20 protein-coding genes and 2 tRNA genes are annotated in these 24,490 nt (G+C 57.8%); 1 reads left to right on the forward strand and 21 read right to left on the reverse strand.

Annotated features, from left to right (window positions below; translation table 11 throughout):
* Window positions 1-58 precede the first annotated feature (58 nt).
* From XpruCFBP8353_RS00085 to uvrB, 12 genes are all read right to left on the reverse strand, one after another.
* Complete coding sequence (locus XpruCFBP8353_RS00085) at window positions 59-370, reverse strand: type IV secretion system protein VirB3 (RefSeq protein WP_101361395.1); 312 nt, start codon at window positions 368-370, stop codon at window positions 59-61.
* Entirely contained in the window at window positions 363-773 is a 411-nt protein-coding gene (locus XpruCFBP8353_RS00090) for a TrbC/VirB2 family protein (RefSeq protein ID WP_101361396.1), read from the reverse strand. The genes XpruCFBP8353_RS00085 and XpruCFBP8353_RS00090 overlap by 8 nt, the downstream gene beginning before the upstream one ends.
* 57 nt (window positions 774-830) lie before the next feature.
* On the reverse strand, window positions 831-1,661 hold the full coding sequence (locus tag XpruCFBP8353_RS00095) for a lytic transglycosylase domain-containing protein (RefSeq protein WP_162300958.1): 831 nt from the start codon (window positions 1,659-1,661) through the stop codon (window positions 831-833).
* A gap of 61 nt (window positions 1,662-1,722) precedes the next feature.
* The gene (gene virB11 / locus XpruCFBP8353_RS00100; protein ID WP_172645694.1) at window positions 1,723-2,772 is read right to left on the reverse strand and encodes a P-type DNA transfer ATPase VirB11; all 1,050 of its coding nucleotides are present in this window, start codon (window positions 2,770-2,772) and stop codon (window positions 1,723-1,725) included.
* Window positions 2,773-2,777: 5 nt separating this feature from the next.
* Entirely contained in the window at window positions 2,778-3,947 is a 1,170-nt protein-coding gene (locus XpruCFBP8353_RS00105; RefSeq protein ID WP_101361399.1) for a TrbI/VirB10 family protein, read from the reverse strand.
* Window positions 3,944-4,711 carry a TrbG/VirB9 family P-type conjugative transfer protein gene (locus tag XpruCFBP8353_RS00110; protein WP_101361400.1) on the reverse strand — a complete coding sequence of 256 codons (768 nt, stop codon included), beginning with the start codon at window positions 4,709-4,711 and terminating at the stop codon, window positions 3,944-3,946. Before XpruCFBP8353_RS00110 ends, XpruCFBP8353_RS00105 begins: the two co-directional genes overlap by 4 nt.
* Window positions 4,708-5,739 (reverse strand): virB8 family protein, encoded by a 1,032-nt coding sequence (locus tag XpruCFBP8353_RS00115; RefSeq protein WP_162300906.1) that lies wholly within the window; start codon window positions 5,737-5,739, stop codon window positions 4,708-4,710. Before XpruCFBP8353_RS00115 ends, XpruCFBP8353_RS00110 begins: the two co-directional genes overlap by 4 nt.
* Window positions 5,740-5,863: 124 nt before the next feature.
* Window positions 5,864-6,274 (reverse strand): TcpQ domain-containing protein, encoded by a 411-nt coding sequence (locus tag XpruCFBP8353_RS00120; protein WP_101361402.1) that lies wholly within the window; start codon window positions 6,272-6,274, stop codon window positions 5,864-5,866.
* A gap of 337 nt (window positions 6,275-6,611) precedes the next feature.
* Window positions 6,612-8,285, reverse strand: a complete 1,674-nt coding sequence (locus XpruCFBP8353_RS00125; protein WP_101361403.1) for a type IV secretory system conjugative DNA transfer family protein — start codon at window positions 8,283-8,285, stop codon at window positions 6,612-6,614.
* Between the two features lie 36 nt (window positions 8,286-8,321).
* Window positions 8,322-8,564 carry a hypothetical protein gene (locus XpruCFBP8353_RS00130; protein ID WP_078584021.1) on the reverse strand — a complete coding sequence of 81 codons (243 nt, stop codon included), beginning with the start codon at window positions 8,562-8,564 and terminating at the stop codon, window positions 8,322-8,324.
* A 735-nt stretch (window positions 8,565-9,299) separates the two neighbouring features.
* A tRNA-Val gene (locus tag XpruCFBP8353_RS00135) sits at window positions 9,300-9,374 on the reverse strand.
* 94 nt (window positions 9,375-9,468) lie between these two features.
* The gene (uvrB, locus tag XpruCFBP8353_RS00140) at window positions 9,469-11,490 is read right to left on the reverse strand and encodes an excinuclease ABC subunit UvrB (protein ID WP_101361404.1); all 2,022 of its coding nucleotides are present in this window, start codon (window positions 11,488-11,490) and stop codon (window positions 9,469-9,471) included.
* 139 nt (window positions 11,491-11,629) lie between these two features.
* Between uvrB and XpruCFBP8353_RS00145 the strand changes: the two genes are divergently transcribed.
* Window positions 11,630-12,172: a GspH/FimT family pseudopilin gene (locus XpruCFBP8353_RS00145; protein ID WP_101361405.1), complete on the forward strand. Its 543-nt coding sequence runs from the start codon at window positions 11,630-11,632 to the stop codon at window positions 12,170-12,172.
* Window positions 12,173-12,219: 47 nt separating this feature from the next.
* Here XpruCFBP8353_RS00145 and XpruCFBP8353_RS00150 read toward each other — a convergent pair.
* From XpruCFBP8353_RS00150 to XpruCFBP8353_RS00190, 9 genes are all read right to left on the reverse strand, one after another.
* Window positions 12,220-12,296: transfer RNA gene (locus XpruCFBP8353_RS00150), tRNA-Asn, on the reverse strand.
* 52 nt (window positions 12,297-12,348) lie between these two features.
* Window positions 12,349-12,798, reverse strand: coding sequence for a type IV pilin protein (locus tag XpruCFBP8353_RS00155; RefSeq protein ID WP_101361406.1), 450 nt, complete (start codon window positions 12,796-12,798; stop codon window positions 12,349-12,351).
* Between the two features lie 12 nt (window positions 12,799-12,810).
* Window positions 12,811-15,804 (reverse strand): pilus assembly protein, encoded by a 2,994-nt coding sequence (locus tag XpruCFBP8353_RS00160; protein ID WP_101361407.1) that lies wholly within the window; start codon window positions 15,802-15,804, stop codon window positions 12,811-12,813.
* A 922-nt stretch (window positions 15,805-16,726) separates the two neighbouring features.
* Window positions 16,727-17,236 (reverse strand): pilus assembly PilX family protein, encoded by a 510-nt coding sequence (locus XpruCFBP8353_RS00165; RefSeq protein ID WP_101361408.1) that lies wholly within the window; start codon window positions 17,234-17,236, stop codon window positions 16,727-16,729.
* Between the two features lie 3 nt (window positions 17,237-17,239).
* Window positions 17,240-18,406 (reverse strand): PilW family protein, encoded by a 1,167-nt coding sequence (locus XpruCFBP8353_RS00170; RefSeq protein WP_101361409.1) that lies wholly within the window; start codon window positions 18,404-18,406, stop codon window positions 17,240-17,242.
* On the reverse strand, window positions 18,403-18,879 hold the full coding sequence (gene pilV / locus XpruCFBP8353_RS00175) for a type IV pilus modification protein PilV (RefSeq protein ID WP_101361410.1): 477 nt from the start codon (window positions 18,877-18,879) through the stop codon (window positions 18,403-18,405). The genes XpruCFBP8353_RS00170 and pilV overlap by 4 nt, the downstream gene beginning before the upstream one ends.
* Window positions 18,876-19,391: a GspH/FimT family pseudopilin gene (locus tag XpruCFBP8353_RS00180; protein ID WP_101361411.1), complete on the reverse strand. Its 516-nt coding sequence runs from the start codon at window positions 19,389-19,391 to the stop codon at window positions 18,876-18,878. The genes pilV and XpruCFBP8353_RS00180 overlap by 4 nt, the downstream gene beginning before the upstream one ends.
* Window positions 19,392-19,560: 169 nt before the next feature.
* Window positions 19,561-20,946, reverse strand: a complete 1,386-nt coding sequence (ppnN, locus tag XpruCFBP8353_RS00185) for a nucleotide 5'-monophosphate nucleosidase PpnN (RefSeq protein ID WP_101361412.1) — start codon at window positions 20,944-20,946, stop codon at window positions 19,561-19,563.
* Between the two features lie 103 nt (window positions 20,947-21,049).
* Entirely contained in the window at window positions 21,050-24,310 is a 3,261-nt protein-coding gene (locus tag XpruCFBP8353_RS00190) for a TonB-dependent receptor (RefSeq protein WP_101361413.1), read from the reverse strand.
* Window positions 24,311-24,490: the final 180 nt, after the last annotated feature.

Genomic DNA, 24,490 nt, shown 5'->3' on the forward strand with positions numbered 1-24,490 from the left:
TCGCAAACACCAACCCCACGCGGGTTGCATGCGTGGGGTTGGTAAAACAGCTACGTGTTCATCGCGATTTTCCCGAGGGATTCTTGCGATATTCATTTGGGCTGAAGACCCACATTCCTGAATAACGCTGAAGGTTTCGCGCACGCATTCGGAACAGCCAGCGCAATCCCAGCAACCTGAAAATCATCTCGTCACGCTTAGCCATCTGTTGCATGGCAAAGATGATGACCGGGATGGTCAGCAAGTACCAAAGATTGATATACATCCCCAACAGCAAGCCACCGCCCGCACCGATGAAGAAAGGGATGTAGGGCACCCCCAAAAACATCGCGGGGCGGGTGCATCCGCGGAAGAGTACGTCTTTATGCATAGTATTGAGCTAACTGCATCAGCGAACCGGTAATCGTCGAGCAATCACCCGAACTGCCGTTTTTATTCTGGAGGATCATGTTGGCGATCTGACCAGCAGCACCAATGAGAACGCCACCGATGAGAATGGGCGAAACCTCGGAGATACGCTTGTGTGCGAAAGCGATCTGGTAGCCAGCCACGATGACCGCGATGGTGACCACTGCGATCGAGCCCATGTTCAACAGCTTGGTCACATTGTTCAAAAAGCCACACACGCGGGTGTCGGTGTCTGCAAGACCGTTGCCGTCTGCAGATGCACCGCCGGCCACCATCAGCAACGAAATGAATAGCAATGCCTTCACTGCCTGGGTGCCGACCATTTTGGCTTCGGCGATCGTTTTGTTGTCGATTTCAAACTTCATGTCTAACTCCTTGGGAACAGAGGGGGTCCAGCAGCCATATCCTTGGCAATTTCCATCCTAAAAAACGAATGCACTATCCACTTGCGGAACTGTTTGCGGTGCTCTCTGCATAGAAACGGGTGCAGATTGCTCGACCGACGTCGAACCCTGCGGCGCAGAAGCTGGCACCGCCACACCACGCCCCTGCCCCGTTGCCTTCACCACATACAGCTCATTGTCTGCCGCTGGAGCTGCAGGAATTGCAGGCGCCACCCGACTCGGCAAGGAATACGCTGTTGCAGGCGGGGATAGCATAGGCCCTGGCGGTGAAGCCGCTGTGTGGCTCGCCCCGGAAAAATCCTGAATGCGACGAGATACGATTGCGTCCGCCAGTTCGGCTGCAGCCTGTCGCAGGGGATTGGCGGGCTTCAGCTGCACCTGACGGGTTGGCACGACTGCGATGGGCTCGGCACCGGAAGACGCCACCGACTGCCGAATGGAGGCATAGATCTTCTGCACGTAGCCATGTTTGAAGCCGGTTTCGAAATTTCCAGAGTAGTAGCAGCTAAACGACTTCCCCCAGTTGGCACCAGAACGCGAGTGGCATTCGGCAAGAATCTTTGAGGCGGCGACCAGGTTAGGACATTTGTCGAATGCCATCTCATAAGTCGCCAAACCGTACTTCTGCAGGTTGTATCGATTGACCTGCCCCAGACCCAGCGAAAAGTTGTACCCCTTCTGCTCCAGCATCTTCGCAGTGGCGACCGCCTCGGCTAGGCCGCGTGGCTCACGTACCAGGCGGCCACCAACGACACCAATGGCGTAGGGATTACGCGACGACTCGACACGGACAACGTGCTGCATTACCTCGCCGGGGACGGCCAGTCCAGTGCATCCCATCAGTTCCATGCCAGGCAACATGTCAGTACTCCTTCTAAAGCAGGTCAAACTCAACGACGACGTCAACGCCCTAGCCGCCGCGCAGCGTGCGCAGCGGATCGAAATCGATACCCGTGATGAAGCGCCGTCCAGCGTGCGCCTTGATGTGAACCACTACGTCGATGGTCATTCTGAGCAAGCGCTTGATCACTTCGAACTCAAGACCGGAGCCCTCATTCGAGGCCTTCACCATCAAGGCAAGCTGGTCCCACGTCTGCTCAACGCTTCCAGCGTGACAACTGGTAATGGAGCCTGGATGGCCAGACGCGCAGTTACGAATAAAGTAAAACGACTCATCGCCGCGCAGCTCGGCAAGGATGATACGGTCCGGCTTCATACGCAGGCAGGCTTCCATGCAGCTCTTGGCAGTCACGTTGCTAGCGCTCTGACCGCCCTTGGAATAGAGCAAGTGCACAGAGTTCGGCTGACTGATGAATAGCTCCCGGGCGTCCTCAATGGTCACCAGGCGCTCTTCGCTCGGAATGTGGTTGACGAGCGCCTTCATGAAGGTGGTCTTGCCGCTACCTGTCGCCCCAGCAACGACGACATTTTTCTTGTAAAGCACGCACTTCTTGAAGAACTCCGCGTAATCACGCTTGCGGCGCAGCTCAAGCAACTCTTGGTCGTGATCGCTGACGTCCGCCGATTGCTCCAGCACTTCATCAAAGAAACCATCGTGCTTGTACTGCTCCAGCGACTTGGTGTGCTTTGAAGGAAGCCGGATGGTGATGGATACCTTGCCTGCATCACAGGCTGGCGGCATCACGAATTGCGCGCGCTGACCAGTCGGAAATGTCAGCGACACGACAGGGTCAGCATCGGTAATGCGTTGACCGGTGTTGCTCTCGTTGACGACCGCCGTACAGAACTGCCGCGCACGGTCGTACGTGAGGGATGGCACGTCGACTCGCTGCCATCCATGGATCGTTTCCAGGTACAACTCACCAGGACGATTGATGCAAATTTCGGTCACGTCAGGCGAATTCAGATAGTCCAGGATTCCCAGCACGGAGTACTGGTAGTCCAGGAAGTCATTCGAAATACGCGCTGTCGGGGAGTCATCGATCGTCATGGCAACCATTTCATTCACTTCGGCAGGACCGCCGAGAAATCGACGTCCTTGGCAACATAGACGTTCAACACCGTTCCTTGGTTGATCGTCAGCGTGGCAGGACGACGTCCCGATTTTTCAACTGCCTGCTCCGCAAGCTGCTGCATGCTACGTGCGGTGTTGCTCTCGAACGGCTGCTGGGTAACGATGCCAGAGCCCACGCCAATGGTTGTTGTCTCGGGGCCATATTCGGCCGCTGCATACTTAAATGCATCGCTCAGCAGACTGATGAACAAGGCTGAAGCAATTTTGTTACCCCAATGCGCGTTGTAATTCCCCGGATGACCGGCGCTACCCAGCGTATCGATGCCAGGCCCCATGAGCGTGACGTCCAAACCGGTAGGCGTAGTGACGCGGTCCCACACGACCTGTAGGCGATGAGAGGTCGGCTCACCGGCGCTGTACTGACCCAGCATCTTGGAACCCTTCGGAAGAAGCAGGTTGTGTCCATTGATGGAGTAGACCGGCTCGGTGACGATGCACGATGTGTAGCCGCCGAAATCGGAGATGATCCGGGTCTCTAGGATGCAGCGAATATAGGTACCGCGCACCAGCAGACCATCCGGGTTGCTGATCGGCTTGGCCAGCGTGATCGGACCATCTTCCTGAGCAGGTGCGGGCTGCGCACCAAGTTGACCGGGAACGCTGCCGTTGTTTGCAGCAGACTCAGCAAGGATGCGCCGTTCCAACAGCGTTGGCCCGCGCTGACGTTCCGGTGCGGAGCCAACCTCATCGCTGCTGTCGGTGGGCATTGGCGGTAGTGGCGGCAGACTGGGCTGCTGCGCCAGCGGAACCGGTGCCTCTTCAACTGGCGCAGTCATGTTCTGCGGCAACGCAGGCGCAACCACCGTCTCGGTACGTTGCTTTGGTGGGGCAGAATCTTCTCCGCTTTGCGTGGCCAGCCAGAAAATGGCGAGAATCAAGAGGGCTGCAATGGCAGCCAGGAACACCAGCGCCTTGCGATTAAGCCGCTTGATGTCGCTCGATCTTAGGACCGGCTCGTTGGCATCCAAGTCCGGCTCGGGGCCAGCTTGTTGGCGCGCAAAGTAGGGATTGTTGCGCTCGTTGTATTCGCCGTTGCGCTGCTCATCCCCGCCATGGTTCTGGGAGCGCTCATCAGGGCTGTTTGGAATATTCGAATTCACTTTTGCTTGTTCCTTCGCAGACCGACGACGTTATCGCCATGACGAACCACCAGGAATGGATAGGTTCCGTGCACGATCAGAGTGTTTCCCTCAACCGTCGTATTAACGAGAAAATCTTCGGCGTGTTCTTTCTCGCGGGCGAAGACCGCAGGAAAATTTCCAGTCGGAAAACGCGTCAAATCCATATTGATATACGTGAATTTACCATCGTCATATACACGACTTGGAATCAACCAGGACTTCTTGGTTCGTGTCGCATAATCGTAATCGTAATAGTAGCGACGATCCTTCAGGATCTTGGCATTCAGTAACGGACCGTTTTTCGCGGTATCCGCATCCTCGACATTATTGAAGCTTGTGTCCTTCGGATAGGTAAACACAACCTTATATTGAACACCCGCCTGCTTTGCCTGCTCCAGACGCTGCCAATCTGTTGCCACCACCTTGAGCTCAAGAATATAAGAATGTGTCGCGGTACGAATCATCATGTTCGTATCGACGTCGACATTTTTAGGCTTGAGATAAAAAACATTCTCTCGCCGAGTGAGCTCCCACCCACCAGTGAAACCGGTGCTGTAATCCAGAATTTTTTCGTTCGGGCTCAGCTCCACCTGAGTGGTAATGCCCAGACCTGTACGCACCTGATAGATGCGGTCGGGTGCATACTCATATTCCTGAACCACTTGCGCAGCTGCCGACAAAGCGCACAGCGCAAGTGGTAGCGCTGACAACAACGCAACCCTATATCGGTTAAAAAGTTTCATCGACCACTTGCTCCATTGACATTCTTGGGCGTCCCTTGGGGTTGCATTGCAGGCTGGGCTTGCAGCTGACCGGCCGGCTGCATTTGATCAGGAAATGCTGGTTGCGCCTGCTGCTGAGGCGCGCCACCTTGCTGCTGCATGCCTTGTTGCAGCGGAACACCCGCTTGAGGTGCAATGCTGGCACCTGCTGCATTTGGATCGACCATCCCAGTCATCGGCTGCTGCGTAGCCTGCTGCTGCACTGCTGCCTGAGGCTGGGAGTTAATAACCGCACCAGCCGCTGGAGCGACGGGCAGTGCGGAGTAGTCATTATCTACGCGGTAATCAGTGACCCGAAAACCCAGAGGATTTTCCACTCTCAAGCTATCGCTCATCTCAAGATTATCCTGGTAAACAAACCCCATCGTGGCGATCTTGTTGTCCAGTAGCGTGGAAACCGTGGAGTTCTTGTCATAAACGGTTCGCTGGAAGCGAACGGTTGCTCCGGTATATGCCTTCCCATTACCGCCGATCAAGGTAATGCTCAAAATATTGACGCGAATCGCCCGAAGCTTACCGTACGTGCTGAGCGGCCTCGACGGGTTATTGGCAGAGTGCAGCGCACGATATTCGCTCACGACATTTGTCGATCCCATTGCCGAAACCGTGTTCCAGTCACGCTGACCGATGATAGAAAGATCAAACGACTCACGCGCGATAATGAAACGCGCAATATTGCTGCGCGCCAGCGCTTCGCTGGTGCTGATTGTCCGACCACCGAAGTTGGGCTCAAGCTTGGCGATGGTGCTGGTACCGGAATAGGCATCCGCCATGACCAAATATGGCACTTTTTCCTTCAGCGGCAGCATGTAGTAGTAGCCACCTGCCGTCATGACGGTGACCAGCATCGACAGGGTCGCCACAATCCAGGCACGCTTTTCGCTGCGGCGTGCGAGGTCGGCAATGCTGACCTCGTAATTCACCGCTTTTTGAACTGCCGCACCCACTTGGGCGGAACCGTCCTTTTCACTGACCTTCTTACGCAACATGTCTAGATCCGTCACCGTGGGGCCTTGTCAGGCCTGAAACTATCGCCGCAACGCGTCGCGGGCATTTGAGAAGGCAGGAATGCCAAAGCTCCATGCCTAAGGGGCATGGATCAGAAGGCGGTCCTTAAGGCTTTGCGCCAGACGACACCGGCACCGGCTGGACGAGCAACTTGTTGGCAGACACAGACACTGAAACTCCCTGGGCTGCGTACACGGCACTCAACTCGGTGGCCGCCTGCTGGACGCTGGTCGTGCTGATTGCAGAAACCGGCCCGATCAAGGTGTAGTCCGACGGCAGGTTATAGGACAACTGCATGTTGGAATCCGCGGCCCAGCGTTCCAGCATGGTCTTCAGCGTGCCGTCCATCGGCGTGGCCTGATACGTGTACGAGGTATAGAGAGGAATCTCGGTTGGCGCCTCGTCAAAGTGGTTGACGTGCTTCCAACGACCACCAAAGTCAGGAGCAGGCTTGGTCGCGCAAGCGCCTACCAATGCTGCAGCCACTAGCACCAACGACAGCTTGGACACATACATCGGATTCACTCTGACTTCTCCAACTCATGAAATTTTGGGCTTACACCGGACAGCACTAGGCCTCCGCGCACCATCAGGTACCGGAGGAAAATTTTTTTCGTTGATGGCCCACTCACAGTCGCGCAAGCCACCGAGTCACCCCAGTTGGCAATGCTCACTGCTGAAGACAAAGAAGACGTTGACAAACCATCCATAGCCCTACTCCAGTACGGCCCCGTCCAGCGCCGCTCCCCTGTACAAAATCCATCTACCCTGCCAATTCTCGATAACTTTGCCCTTAACGAGCAGATCCGTCAAGAATTACAGCCCCTCGCCCGCACACCAGGTGCGACATTCATCACAATTTTATCGTAAGCGTTTTCACTTCGGTCTTCGGCAGCAGGCGGGCAGTGAAATAACGGTCTTCGTAGTAGCGGATCTTGTCGCACTTCACCGGGTGCGGGATCCCTTCGTACAGGAACACTTCCTTCTCGTTGCCCATGGCCTTGAGCTCCTGCGGCAACATCAGCGCCCGACGCTCCTCTGACACGCTATGCGTGGTCTCACGCCCCCGGGTGACATTCTTCTTTTTGATGGTGGTATAGCCCAGCATCTCGGAGTAGTCGTTGGCGTCCTGCTGTTCGCGTGGCGCATAGAGGATCTGCAGGGCGTGGTTGGTGATGATGGTGCGCGACAGATCTTTGCCGTAGGTCGCGTCCAGCTGCGCCATGCTCTGGATGATGGGCAGCAGGCGGATGTTGTAGCCAGCCATATAGGCGACCGCGGTCGCGATGATGTCCACCCTACCGATCGAGGTGAATTCGTCCATCAGCAACAGGCACTGGTATTTAAGCTCCGGGTTGGACTTGGGCAGTTCGCGGGTATTGAGGTTGATGATCTGACTGAAGAGCAGATTGATGATCAGGCGGCTTTCGGCCAGCTTGTTCGGCTGGATGCCGATGTAGATGGTCATCTTCTTCTTGCGAAGATCCGTGAGCAGGAAGTCGTCCGCACTGGTGGCGGCATCCAGCACCGGGTTGATCCACGCATTGAGCGGCTCCTTCAAGGTGCCCATGATCGAGGCGAACGTCTCATCCGCCTGGGACAGCATGTTGGCAAAGGCCGACTTGGCATTGCTACTGAGGAACCGTCGCTCGGACAGCGACTTCAGATATTTCTTGAGATCGGTACCGTCACCCGAGGACAGGCGATAAATCCCGCCCAGCGTGGGCGCCCCTGCCCCGCCTGGGAAGCCGAGCGACAGCTCCTCGTCCCAGTTTTCGAACAGGTACAAAGCGAACGCCATGAACGCATTGCGCGCCTGGCTCACCCAGAATTTCTGGTCGTCCGACCCATCCGGATACAACATCGCCGCAATGCTCATCAAATCCGAAACGCGGAACGCGGAGTCGTTCGACACATAGGTCAACGGGTTCCAGCGGTGGGTGCGACGGTCTTCGGCAAACGGGTTGAACAGGAAGACCTCGTGGCCCTGACTGGCACGCCACCCGCTGGTCAGGTCAAAGTTCTCCTGCTTGATGTCCAGGACGACGATCGACTCCTGATACTCCAAGAGATTAGGAATGACGACGCCAACGCCCTTGCCCGAACGGGTTGGTGCAGCAAGAATCACGAATTGCTGGCCGCTCAGTCGCACCAGCTTGCCGTTGAACTTGCCGACGACAATGCCGTTTCCGCTGGGCTTGAACAGTCCATGCTTGGACAGGTCGGCGGCGCCGGCGAAGCGCGCATCGCCATGCAGGGCGCGCGCCTTGGGCTTCACAACGAGCACGACGGTGATCGCCCAGACCAGTGCCGGCAGGCCGAATCCAAGCATGCCCGCACTCTTGATCTTGGTCGCGTAAGGCGCCACTTGGGGCAGCCCAAGCGCGCTGAAATAGCGGTAGTAGGTGTCCCACGCGTACAGACCGGTGTCGAGCCGCAACAACAGCAGCGTCAGATAGCCGGACAGGAAGTATCCAACGAGCACCGCCACCAGCGTGGCGATTGCGATGATCTTGGGTTTGGACATGCGCCCTTCTCCTTAGGCTTGCATCACGATGGCGGTCTAGCGACGCACGACGGGCTTATGGTCGACAAGATCGGACTTGCGCCCGCCACTCTCGCTTTCCACTAGCGAATCGATCCAGACCTTGGCCTGATCCAGGGACAGATCCGGCGTGATTCGCGTGCCCGCATCGGTCACAACCGCGTATGCCACGACCGCGTCGGGCGCATACACCTCATCGCGCGTGATGGCCACGACACGATACCCTCCCCTGGTCAGCACGGTGTGCTGATATTCGTCCATCGCCAGCCTTCCTTTCCGTCAGCGCGGTGGCGATGCTAAAGCAAGACGTGTGACGGTGAAAGCGGTTTCGGCGGATTGGGCTGCGGTGCGCCGCGCCAGCCTGTAGAACCGCCACACTGAGGGCTTACTTCCACACCCGAGGCACTCTCGACCGCCCTCGGAGACGCGCATGAGCAGCGGGAGAGGTGGACCGCCTCCCGCCTTCCTTTGCGTGGGGAGACAGTGCGACAGCCTGGCAGCTGCGCTGATTGCGGCACGAAGTGCCCCGTCGCGCGGACAGCACTGACCCGTCATGGGGCTTGACTGACACCCCTTGGCGATCGATCAACCTATTTTCCCAAGATGAAGAGAGCAGCGACGGCAGTTCACCCATCCGGTGCATAAGCACGGCACTGCTGGCATCCCCTATCCGCCGCTCAGCCGCGACGGGTCCTTCGAAAAATATGCCGGAGCACGATCGAGATCGCTCGGTCACCGCCGGTCACCTGAGCGGGAACTCTCAAACCGCAGCCAGCCAATTCCCGTGCTAGAGCGCAACTTCGGGCAGCACCACTGGTCAATACGCAACGCGCAGCGCAACGAAGCATGGGTGAGCGCAGCAAACTGGGGATTCGAATGCAGAAGAACACATCCAACGCCGCGGCAGCCTTTAGCGGGGATTATCTTGGAGTCGGTGACAGATGTCGCTGCCGATGTTGAAACCACTGCAAGCCACGTTGCCATCTGGACTTAGAGTGGTGGGCGGTACAGGGTTCGAACCTGTGACCCCTACCATGTCAAGGTAGTGCTCTACCGCTGAGCTAACCGCCCGAATCCTGCGTCAGCATTGCGCTGTGCAGGGCGCGCATTCTAGCGCAGGGATTCATGGACCACAAGCCCTCCCCGCACCCGAATATCCCCTGCCCTAGGCCAAGCTTGCCGCTTTCAGCTTCTGGATCTGGTCGCGAATTTGAGCTGCGGCTTCGAACTCCAGATCCTTTGCGTGCTGATACATCTTCTGCTCCAGGCTCTTGAGCTTGCCGGCGATTTCCGCGGGCTTCATGGCGCGGTAATCGGGTGTCTCTTCGGCAACCTGGCGCGACTTCGAACGCCCCTTGCCCGACTTCTTCTCAGCTGCATCTTCGCGCGCACCTTCCATGATGTCGGAGATCGGCCGCTCGACGGACTTCGGTGTGATGCCATGCTCCAGGTTGTACTCGACCTGCTTCTCGCGGCGACGATCGGTCTCGTCGATTGCCGCCTGCATCGAACGCGTGATCTTGTCGGCGTACAGGATGGCTTTGCCGCGCAGATTACGCGCGGCACGGCCGATGGTCTGGATCAGCGAACCAGTCGACCGCAGGAAGCCTTCCTTGTCGGCATCCAGGATCGCCACCAGCGACACTTCCGGCATATCCAAGCCCTCGCGCAGCAGATTGATGCCGACCAGCACATCGAACTTGCCCAAGCGCAGATCGCGGATGATTTCCACGCGCTCGACCGTGTCGATATCCGAGTGCAGATAGCGCACCCGAATTCCGTGCTCGCCCAGGTACTCGGTGAGATTTTCCGACATGCGCTTGGTCAGCGTGGTCACCAATACGCGGTCGCCGAGCTTGATGCGCTCGTGAATCTCGGACATGAGGTCGTCGACCTGCGTGCCGACCGGTCGGATCTCCACGACCGGGTCGATCAAGCCAGTCGGGCGCACCACCAATTCTGTGACTTCACCAGCCGACTCGCGCAACTCGTATGGACCCGGTGTCGCTGATACGTAGATGCTACGCGGCGACCGCGCTTCCCACTCTTCAAAACGCAAGGGACGGTTGTCCAGCGCAGACGGTAAGCGGAAGCCGAACTCCACCAGCGTCTCCTTGCGCGAGCGGTCGCCCTTGTACATCGCACCGATCTGCGGAATGGTCACGTGCGACTCGTCAATGACCAGCAGCGCATCCGGCGGCAGGTAGTCGAACAAGGTTGGCGGCGGCTCGCCGGGCGCCTTGCCAGTGAGGTGCCGCGAGTAGTTTTCGATGCCGTTACAGAAACCCACTTCGGCCATCATTTCCAGATCGAATTGCGTGCGCTGCGCCAGCCGCTGCGCCTCGACCAACTTGTTCTGCGAGTAGAGCTGTTCCAGGCGCTCTTTCAGCTCTTCTTTAATGGTGTCTACCGCACTCAACGTGCGCTCGCGCGTCGTGGCGTAATGCGTTTTCGGATACACGGTGTAGCGCTGCAACTTGCGCAAGGTCTCGCCGGTCAGCGGATCGAACAGCGTCAGCTGCTCGATGTCGCCATCGAATAACTCAATGCGCAAAGCCTCGGTATCGGACTCGGCCGGGAACACATCCAGCACCTCGCCGCGCACGCGAAAGGCGCCGCGCGTGAGTTCGAATTCATTGCGGGTGTACTGCAGATCGGTGAGATGCCGGATCAACTGGCGCTGATCGATATGCTCGCCAACCGACAGGATCAGGCGCAGCGACAGATAGTCTTCCGGCGCGCCAAGACCATAGATTGCCGACACCGTCGCCACCACCAGTGAATCGCGCCGCGACAGCAGCGTCTTGGTCGCCGACAAACGCATCTGCTCGATGTGTTCGTTGATCGAACTGTCCTTCTCGATGAAGGTGTCCGACGACGGCACGTAAGCCTCCGGCTGGTAATAATCGTAGTAGCTGACGAAGTACTCGACCGCGTTGTGCGGGAAGAACGACTTGAACTCCCCGTACAGCTGCGCCGCCAGCGTCTTGTTCGGCGCCATCACCAGGGTCGGCTTCTGCACCTGCTGGACCACATTGGCAATGGTGTAGGTCTTGCCCGAACCGGTCACCCCCAACAAGGTCTGCTTGGCCAGGCCGGCCTCGAAATTGGCCACCAACTTGTCGATGGCTGCAGGCTGGTCGCCGGCTGGCGAGTATGGAGATACGAGCTGAAAACGGTCGGTCATGGAGCGAATCTCGGGGGAGGCTGCACGAATTTACGGAGGCCAACATCGGTAGAACCCTGACAGCCGTGCAAGTGGAGGCAGCGTTACGTGGCAGACAACCAATGTTGAGACTGCTTGCTCCACTTCAAGGAGCGGCGCCATGGGTGCAGCAAGCTATTCGAGCGCGAGAGGGTACACCGCAGTCCAGTTGCTCATCGTGATGGCGATCATCGGAATCGGTGCAGCCATTGGTATGCCAAGCTTCAAAAGCCTCATCGAATGGCAGCGAGCGACCACACGCGTCCACGTGCTGACCGCACATCTTGCGATGGCCAGAAGTTCCGCCATTACACAGGGCGAGCCTGTCAGCATTTGCCCCTCTACGGACGGGGCTCGTTGCCGAACAGATCGCGACTGGAGCAGTGGCTGGATCCTCTTCAAGGACCCGGAGCGGAGCGGGCAGCCGCCAAGCGGCGCATCCGTCATCAGAGTGGAGCATGCCTCCTCCACCGACGGCCTCGACATCACCAGCACCGTCGGAAGATCAATCGTTCGCTTCCTGCCGAACGGCCGCAGCAGCGGCACGAACATCACCATCAGCTTATGCAGCAAGGCTCGGCGACTCGCTGACGTAGTAGTCAACAACTCGGGAAGAGCACGTACCGTCCGCTACACCAGTTCTGTGAGCTGCATGGCCAGATAAAAAGGCAAACAAAAAGCCGCGACACGTCGCGGCTTTTTGTTTCATCTTGGCGCCCGAAGTTGGACTCGAACCAACGACCCCCTGATTAACAGTCAAGTGCTCTAACCGGCTGAGCTATTCGGGCGGGGAGGCGTATTCTAGACGCAACTTTGCAGCAGCGCAACACCTAGCACAGGCTACCAGCAGCCTGGATTGGCAGTCGCACTCGGCGTCTTCACCCCTGCCTGGTTCAACGTCAGCGTGCCGCACTTGTCCTTGGCCTGATTGCCCTGAGGCCCAGCGGTCAAGGTGAAGGTCGACTGCGTGGTCGCGAGCGTGATGCTGTATTGCGCTGTACCGCCCTCGCGCGGCGACTGGATGGTCGTCGACCCGTTTCCGAACTTGAAACTGGCATAGGTGTTGTTAGTCGTATGCGAGCGTTCCAACAACTGCGAGTATTCGACCAGGTCGGCCTTGGCCTGCGCTCGGCGAGACTTGCGAACATGGTCGGCGTAAGACGGGTAGGCGACAGCCGCCAAGATGCCGATGATCGCGACGACGATCATCAACTCGATCAAGGTAAAGCCACCGGCGCCGGCACGCTGGCGAAGTTGTCTAGACAGGGAGCGCGAGAGGTCTAAGGGCATTGACAATCTCCGTTACTGAAGCTGGCGCCAGGACTGGCGGCCGCAAGGATAAGGGACATACATGGGCGCGGCACCGGCTACGCTGACGATCATCCAGCAGCCCGAACCTGCAGGAACAGTAGGCGCCGCAGAACCATCCTTGGGATTGACCTTAGGCTCGAGCCTGGGCACGACCGACACACCCACGTCCTTGACCGGCGCATTGCCGCCAGTATTGAGCGAAATGCCAGCCGAACCGGTAGCAAGCGTGGAGCCACCAATCCCCCCCATTCGCACGCCGGATAGGGCTCCGACGCCGGTTCGCGGATTTAATCCGAACAACCAGTTCACACCATCGGTACTGCACCCGCTGCTGATCGCGAGCGGCGAGTAGGTGGGCATGAACAGAATTCCTGAAACGAGTTCGGGATAGCCCACAAATCGCTCACCGGCAGGCAGATCCACATACCAGCCAAGTGCCAGGGCGGGAGCAGTCCCCTGCTGCAGCGATCGAGTGGTAGCGGAGGCGCCAGTACTGACCGAGTATGGAGTCAGGTTCGTCCTTGTGAGAGTTGAGGAAAGCACGCCATCCACCTGATCCGTGAAGCCATACAAACTCTGCGTCTGCAGCGCGGAACTCGCCAGGTTGTCTTTATTAAACGAGAAACTGCCCGTGCCGAACAAAACCAGCACCCCTCCATTCTCGCCGGAAGCGGCCTGCAGCCCACCAGTGATCGGCTGACGATAGTTTAGACCACCTTCGGAATAAATCCCGGTCGTGAACGCGGGGACGGTTACTGACGTTGCGGTCGAAGTGAGATCGAACTTCCAAATTGCTCCGCGAAGATCGGCCGCATAGACGGTATCGGCATATCCATCACGCGTGCGAGCTGGCTTATTGGTAGTCGGGTCGATCGTCAGATTATCGATGCGATCCAGTACAATAAGATTGCCGAGCCCGTTATTGCCGCTGATTGAAGTCCCCGCCTCAGTTGCCTCAATCATCCGAATCGTCGGTGTGGAGTTGGTTCCGATATCGACAACGAACAGCACCGCCTTCCCACTGGCGCTAGAATAACCATTACCAAAGATTGCCTTCCAGCTGACCGTCCCATTGGACGCGCGCACAGGGACGATGACGGGCTTGCCGAGCACATGCCCGATGTTCGCGCGCACAGCGGCATCGCCAGCAAGATCGTTGATCTCCCAGAGACGGCTACCGGCACCGAAGCTTGCGGGATTGCTAACGTCTAGTGCGAAGACACCCCGACCCCCTGCACCCGTGGTGCCGACCAGCGTCGTCTGCCAGGCGTTGTTGTAGTAGGTATCTCCTACGGCAATCGGACCATCGACAAAATAACGATGCTCAAAATTGAGCAACGTAGACGACTTAGTGGCTTGGTACGGAAGCAACAAATTTCCCATGTGGCCATAGGAAGTTGCCGGCACATACGCAAAGCGCTCGCGGCCACCACTTCCGGTAACGGCACCAGTGATGTCGATGCCGCCATCGAAAGCATGCAGCATGCCATCGTTGGCTCCTGCATACACCATATAGCTTTTGTTGCGCTTGCTATTCAGGTAGTTGGTATAGCTAGTCCCAAGCGTGCCGCCCAGGCTACGATATCCGTAGTCATCGACCGGGGCACTGATCACCGGTGTGGAATTGACGATATCGCCGAGCACAGTACTCCGATCGCGTAGCTTGCCGCCCTGCTGAACTTCGCCGCTGCGGTCGCCCAGCAGATAATTGGCTGCAGTCGGGGCGGTTGCACCAAGACTGGTCAGGTCTGACTCAGAGCAAAGCGACTGACTGGGATACAACGTCTTAGACAGACTGCATAGACCGCTTAAGCTGATGGTAGTGCCATCGAGCTTTCGCACGTTGCTGCCATCATTGAAGTACACATTACGCGCACTTGCAGTTGGCATTTGCGCAGCTGCCTCCCAGAGCGGCGTAAAGCGCGCCTCGCGCGTATCCGGATCGACAGAGACACTATTGGCCTTCAGCGTACTGGACCAATCCGTGGCGTTGTTCTTGATCTGGTACTCAGGAGTGACGGTCAACGAGCCTGCACCGATGCGCGCACCTGTCAACGCAAGGGTGCCAGACGGCGAGTTGGGGGCACTGGCAGCCGACAGCACGCGGCGCATGGCACTGGTCACTTCATCAGGACTCTTGGCGTTGATAAACTGACCACGACTATTGACCGTGGCGTGCCATAGCTCGTCAATGACACGACCATCGTCAGAAGTTACCGGATTTCCATTTCCAGTCCAGTCTGGGGCATTGGCGTAGGGGTCATCTGTAGCCGCTTGATTGACCTCATAGATATTCCCCTGCGCGCCTAATGTGATCGCATAGAAGTTCATATGCAGATCTTTCTGGCAGTCCAAACGCTTCCAATCCGCAGATGTCTTGGCGAGCGTCGCGCACTTTTCGTCCACAGGCACCAGCCCAGCCGGGAAGCCCGGCCCTGTCACTAGTGGCGTAGAAGCCCCTGAATAATAACTCGCAGCGATGTCAGCGATTGTATCGCTGTAACTATCAGCGAACGGCACGATGGGGAAATCCACCGTACCAGTGGAATCGGCATTGCCATAGCCAGTGACCGAATTGTTCTTAGTCGTGTACCCATCAGTAAATAGCATGCCGCCATTCTTCTGACATGCGCGCACCACCGGAGCTCCGTCCCCCGTCCGCCTAAATTGTTGACCCAAATAATCGATGGCCGCGCGATTTGGCGTGCCACCACTCGGCCTGAGACGATAAATTTGCTGAAATAAAGCCTCACGCGAATCATCGTTCGTGACATCATACATGGTCGGCTGAGCCAAATTATTGATTGTGAAATAACCGACCCGCATATTTTCAATGCCGGTCAATGCTCGCGACTCGGAGCCAATGATCGAGAGAATACGATTCCGGTGATATTGAAACCAATTAGCAAAATTTTGTTTGGCGTCATTATAAGCAGACGTATTAGCAGCGGAATAATTGCTCCGCAATATTTGATATCGCCGCATATTGCACCCCGGGCCGCATGCATTTGCGATAATTGGCCGATTGGAGTCGTTAGTCAGGTATCCTGCGGGCGCCGGGGCGGCGGCAGGCAAATAGAACGTTGCAGGGACGTAGGAGATTTGCACCGAACAATTTGCAGCCACCTGGGCATTAAAGCTAAGAGTTGACCAAAGTCCATTCGTGCCCGGCAGGCCATTTGAGTTGTTGGTATTGCACGCCCTAGCATTACCGCCCGTGCGATAGCGCGTCCCAGAAGGAATCGTCATTCCAATTAAAAACCGAAATGAACTATCGCTATTAACCTCTCTACTTACTCCAAGATTAACGGCAGTGTCGTAGCGGCTCATGCTTATCGTGCCGTCTTCCCAATAAACATCGGGGTCACGTGAATCCGCTCGAGCACTGCCAAAATCGGCCTGCGGCCATAAGCCCTTATTAGCATCATCGCCTTTGGATAGACTCCACGGTTCGTACTTGATATTCGGATCGAAATAATTAGCGTTATATGCTGGCGATCTTGCAAAACCAAATTGATCAATCGGCGGAAGAGCCACACCCGGACTATATGACGAATTATACAAGGGAAAAGGAAATAAATACACGTAACAGTCGACAAAACCATTACAGTCGGAACCATTATTAAAAAAACTTCCATCGGCGTTAAAGAAGCTGGAATTGACACTATTCCATTGCAGCCGCCCATCACCGCCTTTGAAAATACGCTCGAACGTCATTGAGTTCGAATCATCCACCGTCATAATAAATGCTGGCGCGACCGGACTGCCATTATTAAGTGGACCCTGTGCCAACTTTTCCTGACCCTGCGCCGCGATCAGGTTGTATACGAAGTAACCGCTCATCGCGATCAGGACGATGACGGAGGCGATAGCGGTTCGAACGGTGCGACGCGACATGCTCACGGCCTCAAAGCTTGAAGATGGAATCGATCGCCGCCGACGAAGATGCATCCGTCGTCGCATCGTTGGCGAAGGTGGTGATTTGATATACAGGAGTTACAGGATCTACCGTATCGCCCATCGCGAGCGAGCCGCCACCGATAATGCACGAGTCGATGCGCCGCACATTGACCGCCTGGTTCACCGACACGGCCTTATTACGCGCCCAAGCCACCGGATCGAATGCGGTATCGCAGTTTTGCTGGATATCCGTGTCGACCAACGTTGCGTCGCTGGGAGCACTCTTGCGATTGGCGATGGCTTCAATCGCCCGCTCGCTCCTACGCGTCACGCCCTCGGCATTCTGGAAGGCGATGTTGGTCACCAGATAATTGGACGCCATTTTTTCCTGCATACCTGCCACCTGCATGCCGGCGATCCCGATCAACGCCAGCAGGATCAACATGATCAAGGCAACATAGAGCACTGCCCCACGGGGGCGGGAGGGCATTGGGCGGCGGCGAGCGACTGCATTCATTGGTCAATTTCCGAACAGGCGATTGCGTAAGGCGATCGTGGATTCGTAAGTCATTCGGTAACGGCCATCCGTCTGGGTGGGCGGCGCAAACGAGACGCCCAGCGCACTGGGATAACTCACTGCAGTTGCCGGGCGTTCGGCGGTAGAAGTTGTAGGACTGCGCGCCAGGATGCCAACCTGGACTTGCCCAACCCGTCTCCACTGTCCCGCTGCGGTGGAATCAGTCTTAACAGAGACGTCGCTCGCGATCGCCTGGGTGCTGATGTTTCCCAACGGCGGCGAGGTATTGGATATGTTCGCAGTCTGATCGAGCCCGAACAGCAACTGCATGTTCTCGATCCCTTCGACCAGCTCTTCCGGCGTACCGTAATCGTCAACGCCATTGGACCGTGCGCGCATCAGTGCCGGCTCGCCTGAAGTAGCAGATGTGCCGACGTAATACACCAGCGACTCGGCACGGTAGATCATGGCCTGGCCGCTTGGGCGTGTGGAGTAATTGGACAAATTGGTCCCGGTGGCAGTGACCTTGCCGCTGGCATAAGTGCCTTTGAATACCGTGGCATGAGCGCAGTCCGCAACTCCGAACACGTTCGGCGCCGCTTGCCCACCTTCCGTCAGACGCAGTCCGGCGGCGGCATCGAAGCCCACGACGCTATCGCTGCCGGTGGTCAACGCCTTGATCGGCACGCCTTCCGGGGCCAGGTAACGCAAAACCAAGATATCGCTGCCGCCCCGAGGGTTGAGCTTTGTAATCGCAGCAGGCAGATCCGCCGGCACTGCCCATGTATCTCCAAGGGTCAGCGTGCCGGGCGGCTTGGTGTTAGGCGCCTCGTAGCCTTGCACACTAATGCTGAAATCCAGCGGATGACCTGAACCACTGACCGCGCCGGTATTGATGGCCGGATCCCCTTCCCCGCGCACAAAATGCGCTTGGTCGTTGACGCAACCGAAATGCCCGGCCATGCGGATGTCGCGCTGGAGGAAATCCATCGCGAAACGTCCGTTTTCCTGCGCACGCGCACTACCTTCGGCCAACATCGATGCGGTACGCGAGGCAGAAAAGACCTGGATGACTCCCAGCATCAGCACCAGGCCGATGACCATGGCGATCATCATCTCCACCAGGCTGATGCCGGCAGCAGCGCGTTGGTTAGAAAAACGTCGCGTCATAGCTGCGATACCAGGGTGAAGGTAGTCTGGGCGTTGGGATTATTGGCATCCCAACGCTGATCCCCCCAGCTGATGCCAACGGTGACCTGTCCGTTATTATTGAGAACGGTTGCACTTGCGCCTTCGCCCAATGCGCGCACGACCTGGCATTTCCAACGCAAGATATTGTCAGCAATGGCCACGCTCCCGAGAGGCCGGCTGCAGCTGGCTGCAGTCACAGTGTTTGCGGAAAAGGTGGCATCGGTATACCAGGCAGACTGGAAGCGGTTGCTTCGCATCTGGTCCATCAAGTCATACGCCAGGTTGGTCGCCTGGGTACGGTAGTTGGAACTCTGCACGAACCGTACATTGGCCGTTTGCAACAGCGCAAAGCCGAGCAAGCCAAATGCGAGAACGATGATGGCGATCAACACCTCAAGCAGGCTGAATCCCTTGGTGCGAGAGGGCGAAATGAAGGGACGGAGACGCATCATTGGCAGGCGCTCTTCTGAGACGTGATCTGGCCGGCAGCATTGACGAACAGGGTGCGACGCAGCGCCTGCCCATCGCAGGTCACCGGCTGCAGCGTGATCTGTTGGTTGGTGGACGCGACCCTGCGCCCCCGCCCATCGAAAGCAATCACGGCGCCAGACGGCCCGGTACTGGTCAGCGATGCGTCGATCGCGACGAAGCGCAGGACCGTATCGCCAGTTTTGAATGCGCCATCGCCATCTGTATCGGCCCAGGCCAGCATTCCTGCACCCCAGTTGTCGTCGCACGCGGTCCCGGACGCGCTGCCGCAGACACCGCCGCCACGGCGATTCCGAATGGCCTCACTGCGCGCCACCGATAGCAAACCGAGGGTCTCGTTGGCGCTGCTCGCGACTCGATTGGAGCGAAGCGTTCCGCGGAAGCTGGGAAAAGCAATGGTGAGCAGGATCGCCAGCACGACGATCGTGATCATGAGTTCCACGAGTGTAAAGCCGGCAGATCGGCGAAAAGACATTGAACGCTCCCCAGCGTGACGTGTGCAAGATGCTATGCCCGCCCCCTAGCAACAAGCACAAGGGGGACGAACGGTTGTTTCAGGGTCACCGACGTATGCGTCAGACGATCTTTCCGGCAAATTACCTTCCCCCACCACTTTTCGGCCAGAGCTTGGAGATTCTTGAGCCCTAGGTCGCCACCCGATAACAAGGCCGGTAGTCCCCCGAGATCTTCATCCGCCGTTGCTCGACGAAGCCACGCAGAAGGTCGTCCAGGGCCTGCATGATCTCGGGATCGCCGTGGATTTCGAAGGGGCCGAATTCCTCGATGCGGCGCATGCCATCCTCCTTCACATTGCCGGCGACAATGCCGGAGAAGGCGCGGCGCAGGTCGGCGGCCAGGGCGGGTGCCGGGCGACCGTGATGCAGGTCCAGCGCGGCCATCGCCTCGTGGCTGGGCTCGAACGGTTGCTGGTACTCGAGCGGAATGTGCACCGACCAGTTGAAGTAGTACGAGTCCTTTTGGTCCTTGCGGTGCGCGCGCACCTCGTGGACCCCTTCGGCCATGCGACGCGCCACGGCGACCGGGTCGCCGACGATGATCTCGTAGCGCGAGGCAGCTGCATCGCCGAGGGTCAGGCGGATGAAGCGGTCGATCTGCTCGAAGTACGGCGCGGCGATGGTCGGGCCGGTGAGGATCAGCGGGAATGGCAGGGCTGCATTTTCTTCGCGCAACAGGATGCCTAGCAGATAGAGAATTTCTTCTGCCGTGCCGACGCCGCCTGGGAACACCAGAATGCCATGACCGATGCGAACGAAGGCTTCGAGGCGCTTCTCGATGTCCGGCATGATCACCAGATGGTTGACGATCGGGTTCGGCGATTCGGCGGCGATGATGCCGGGCTCGGTAACGCCGATGTAGCGGGTGTTGTGTTTGCGCTGCTTGGCATGCGCGATGGTGGCGCCCTTCATGGGGCCCTTCATCGCGCCCGGGCCACAGCCGGTGCAGATATCCAGCCCACGCAGGCCGAGTTCATAGCCGACCTGCTTGGTGTACAGGTATTCGTCGCGCGAAATGGAATGCCCTCCCCAGCACACGACCAGATTCGGATCCAACGGCTGCAGGATGCGTGCATTGCGCAGCTGACCGAACACGGCATTGGTGATGCCCTCGCTGCTATCGAGATCGGCGCGTTGCGCTTCGAGTTCGATGGCCATGTAGGCGAGATCGCGCACCACGGCGAACAGCAGCTCGGCCACACCGCGGATGATTTCGCCATCGACGAACGCCATCGCCGGCGCGTTGGTCAGATCGATGCGAATGCCGCGATCCTGCTGGTTCACCTGGATGTCGAAATCCGGATACAGATCGCGCGCGGCGCGCGGGTCGTCCGATGCGCTGCCGCTGGTCAGCACGGCCAGCGCACAGCGGCGCAACAGCTCATGCATGCCACCGCTGGATGCATCACGCAGCCTGGCCACTTCCGCCTTGGACAACACATCCAGGCCACCACGCGGGTAGATCCGCGCATCCACCACCGGCAGCGCCCGTGCTGCCGTACTGCTGAGTTCCATAGCATGCTCCTGTCGTCTACACAGAACTTTAGCGTACTCACCCGCACAAAAGAAAACGGCCGGGAGACCCCGGCCGTTTTTGCTGCTTACTTCTCAAGTTGCTTTAGAACTTGTACTTCAAGGTTAGCTGCATTGACCAGCGGGAAACGCCGGTATTGCCCTTGTCGTTGTTGTTTTCCTGCACGGTCGGCTCGTCGGTGGTACCGGTGAAGTTGTAGATGTACTTCCCAGTCGTAGGATCGATACCTGCGTAGCTGGCAACGCGAGCAGTGGAATTGAAGCCATAGTCTTCAATACGCCCCCACTTCTTGTTGAGCAGGTTGCCCACGTTCATGATGTCCAGCGCCAGTTCGGTCTTATGGCCTTCGAACAAGCCCGGCAACTCTTGGCTGATGTGCACATCGAAGCTGTTCACCCAACCTGTGCGGAACTCGTTAGCCGGTGCGATCTGACCCTTGTAAGCAGCCAGTTCGGGATTTTTCGCTAGCCAGTCGAAAAACCGCTGCTCCATCGCAGCACCACCCACCCACTTCACATCACCAGGACCCTTTGGCACATAGAACAGGTCATTGAAGTAGCCGTTACCAGAGGTCGCGGCAGCATCACCGTTCATGTCGTTGTAGTAGATGTAGCTAAACGGACGACCAGAGCGGCCTTCGTAGAACAAGCCGACGCTAGTGTTGTATTTGCCGAAGAACGCCTTCTTCCAGTTAAGCGAACCGGTAATGCGGTCCTTGAGTGCGTAGCGCGAGTCATAGGCCACGTTCTCGTTGGCCGTGCCGATCAGCGTGCCGCCCCAGTTGGAGGTGTTCTGCGAGCTGGTCAGCGGGCTGACTTCCGTTGCTTCGGTATAGGTGTACGCAAGCGACCAACCCCAGTTGTTGATCAGCGGCTTGTTCAGACCAAAAGTGAACTGCTTGCCGTCACCCTTGTCGGTATTGCGCATCAACATGACATCGCCCATGTCGCTGGGGCGATTAGCCTTTCCACTGACCACCAGTCCACCACCAAGATTCTGTCCGTTTTGCACGGACGTATTGGCCCCGGTGGAAGGCACGTAACCGGCTGCATTCCAATACAGCTCACGCCCATCCTGGCCGATGCGCGTTGCCCCGACGCCAGCCTGGTTATAAAGGTCAAGGCGCTCAAGGTAAATCGCGTTATTAACTTTCGTATAGACCACTTCAGCAGACGCAACGATGCCATACCAAGGCAACTCGTGATCGAACGCGAGGTTGGTCTTCCACACAGACGGCAGCTTCAGATCGGACGCGGCGATGTCTACGTTCTGACGCGCTCCTGCGCCGCTGCTCGGGATATACGGCGGGTTGGTGTTAGGAGTAAAGATCCCGACAGGATTGTTCACCGTGTACTCGGTGTAGTTCAGACCGGTGTTCTGGTACACGCCGGCGAGCCATACGTTCGGGGCCGCGCCGCCAAATAGGCCGAGACCACCACGCAGCTGGGTCGGGCGGTCGCTGTCGAAGGTGTAATTGAAACCGAAGCGCGGCTGCACCAACTTGTCGTCGGGCAACTGGGTGTTGTCGTACCCATACAACGACATGATGCGCGGGTTATACAGGCGCTGATCGCTGAAGTCGGGCATATCGATGCGTACGCCACCCTGCACAGTCAGGTTGCTGTTCACCGCCCAGCTATCCTGCAGGAACAGACCAGTGTTCTTCAGCGTGTACTCGGCGGGGATGTCGTCGTAGCTGCCGCCCGGACGCGGTGCGCGCACGATGTACTGGTTGACGCGATTTGCAGCAAAATCGTTGAGGTTGTTGAACACGTACACGCCGTTGAGATTGCGGCCGTAATAGTTCAGCAGGTCATTGTTGGAGTAATCGAAACCGAACTTGACGGTATGGTCACCCACGTACCATGTGGCGGCACCGAAGGCGCTCAGTTCCTTGCTCTCCACCGCGTTGACGTGCGAGTTCTGCTCGGTACCGAAGTACAACGAATTGTTGACGGTGGTGCCACCGAAGCCACGCACCTGGATCTGCGGAAGGGTCGAATACGGCTCGCGGATCGCAGAGTACTCCTTACGTGACAGCTTGAATTCGGTCGAGAAATTATCGGACCAGTCGCTGAACAGCTCTCCCATCCAGGATTCGTAGGTCTTCGGCTGCTGGTACCAGAAGGTGCTCAACGACACAGCACTGTTGCTGATCTGCGGGAAGCGCACGACGTTCTGCTCAAGCTTGTTGTAGCGCACGGCAGCACGATGATTTTCGTTGATGTTCCAGTCGATCTTCAGCGCATATTCTTCGACCTCGGTGCTGTTGGCCGGCTGCTTCAGCGAGCCTGCATCGAAACCATAACCGGTGGCGATTTGCTGCGCACGCGCGATGTCGGCGTCGGTGATGGTGCCCTTGCCATACGGCGAATCAGCCAAGCTGACGCCCGGCGCCGAGCGCTCCATCTTTTCGTAGTTGGCGAAGAAAAACAGCTTGTCCTTGACGATCGGCCCACCCAGCGTCATGCCGTAGGTCTTTTCATCGTCGAAACCGTTGAAACGAACGCCTTCCAGTTCCTTGCGCACCATGTCTTTGTCGCGGTACGCGTAATAAACCGTGCCGCCGAACTTGTTTGTACCCGACTTGGTGACCGCATTGATCACTGCGCCGGTACCGCCGGAAATCGTCGTGTCGTAGTTGGCGACATCGATGTTGATTTCCTGGATGGCATCCATGGACACCGGCTGACGCTCAGTCGGCAGATTGTTGGATTCCAGACCAAACGGATCGCCTGCACCGATACCGTCAATACGAATGGCGTTGTAGCGCGTGTTCTGGCCACCGACGGAAATCGCACCGTCGGCTTTGCTAACCTGCGAAATGCGCGGATCCAGACGGATGTAATCCTGAATGTTACGGTTGACCGACGGCAGCGACTCGATGGTCTCGCGCGAAACGTTGGTACCGGTGCCCATCTTGTAGGCACTGAACAGGTCCGAGCCACCGGCTACAGCCATCACTTGGACAGCTTCGAGGTTGGTGGCGGCGATATCGCCCTTGAGATCCGCATTGACCGTATTGACCTGATTGAGGTTCAGGTAAACGCCCTCTTCGGTCTTTGTACCTTCACCCGACTTGGTGATGGTGATGGTGTACGGGCCGCCCACGCGCAAGCCGCGCGCGTTGTAGCGACCGCTGGCATCCGTAGTAGCGCGGCTGACCGTGCCAGACTCAACGTGCGTGATGGTCACTTCGGCATTCGGCACCGGCTGACCGCCGCTGCTTGTCACCACGCCAGCGACGCCGGCAGAGGTGTTCTGGGCAAACACAGGAGCGGCGGCGAGCGCGGCGACAAGGCCAAGCGTCAGCTTGGACATGCGGAGACAACGGGGGTGGGTCATTTCGGTAGCCTCGATACAGGTTGGGCAGTGACAAAAAGGCGCAGTCAGCCCAACCGTTACCGGGGGTGGGCTGCCAGATGATCTGGGGTCCCTTGCCGCGCGGCTGGTTGCGGCCGCAACGGTTAACAACAGATTAACACGCTAAGGCCTGATTGTGACGGCGGCGTGACAAACTTCGCG

Source organism: Xanthomonas prunicola, assembly GCF_002846205.1.
GTDB lineage: Bacteria > Pseudomonadota > Gammaproteobacteria > Xanthomonadales > Xanthomonadaceae > Xanthomonas > Xanthomonas prunicola.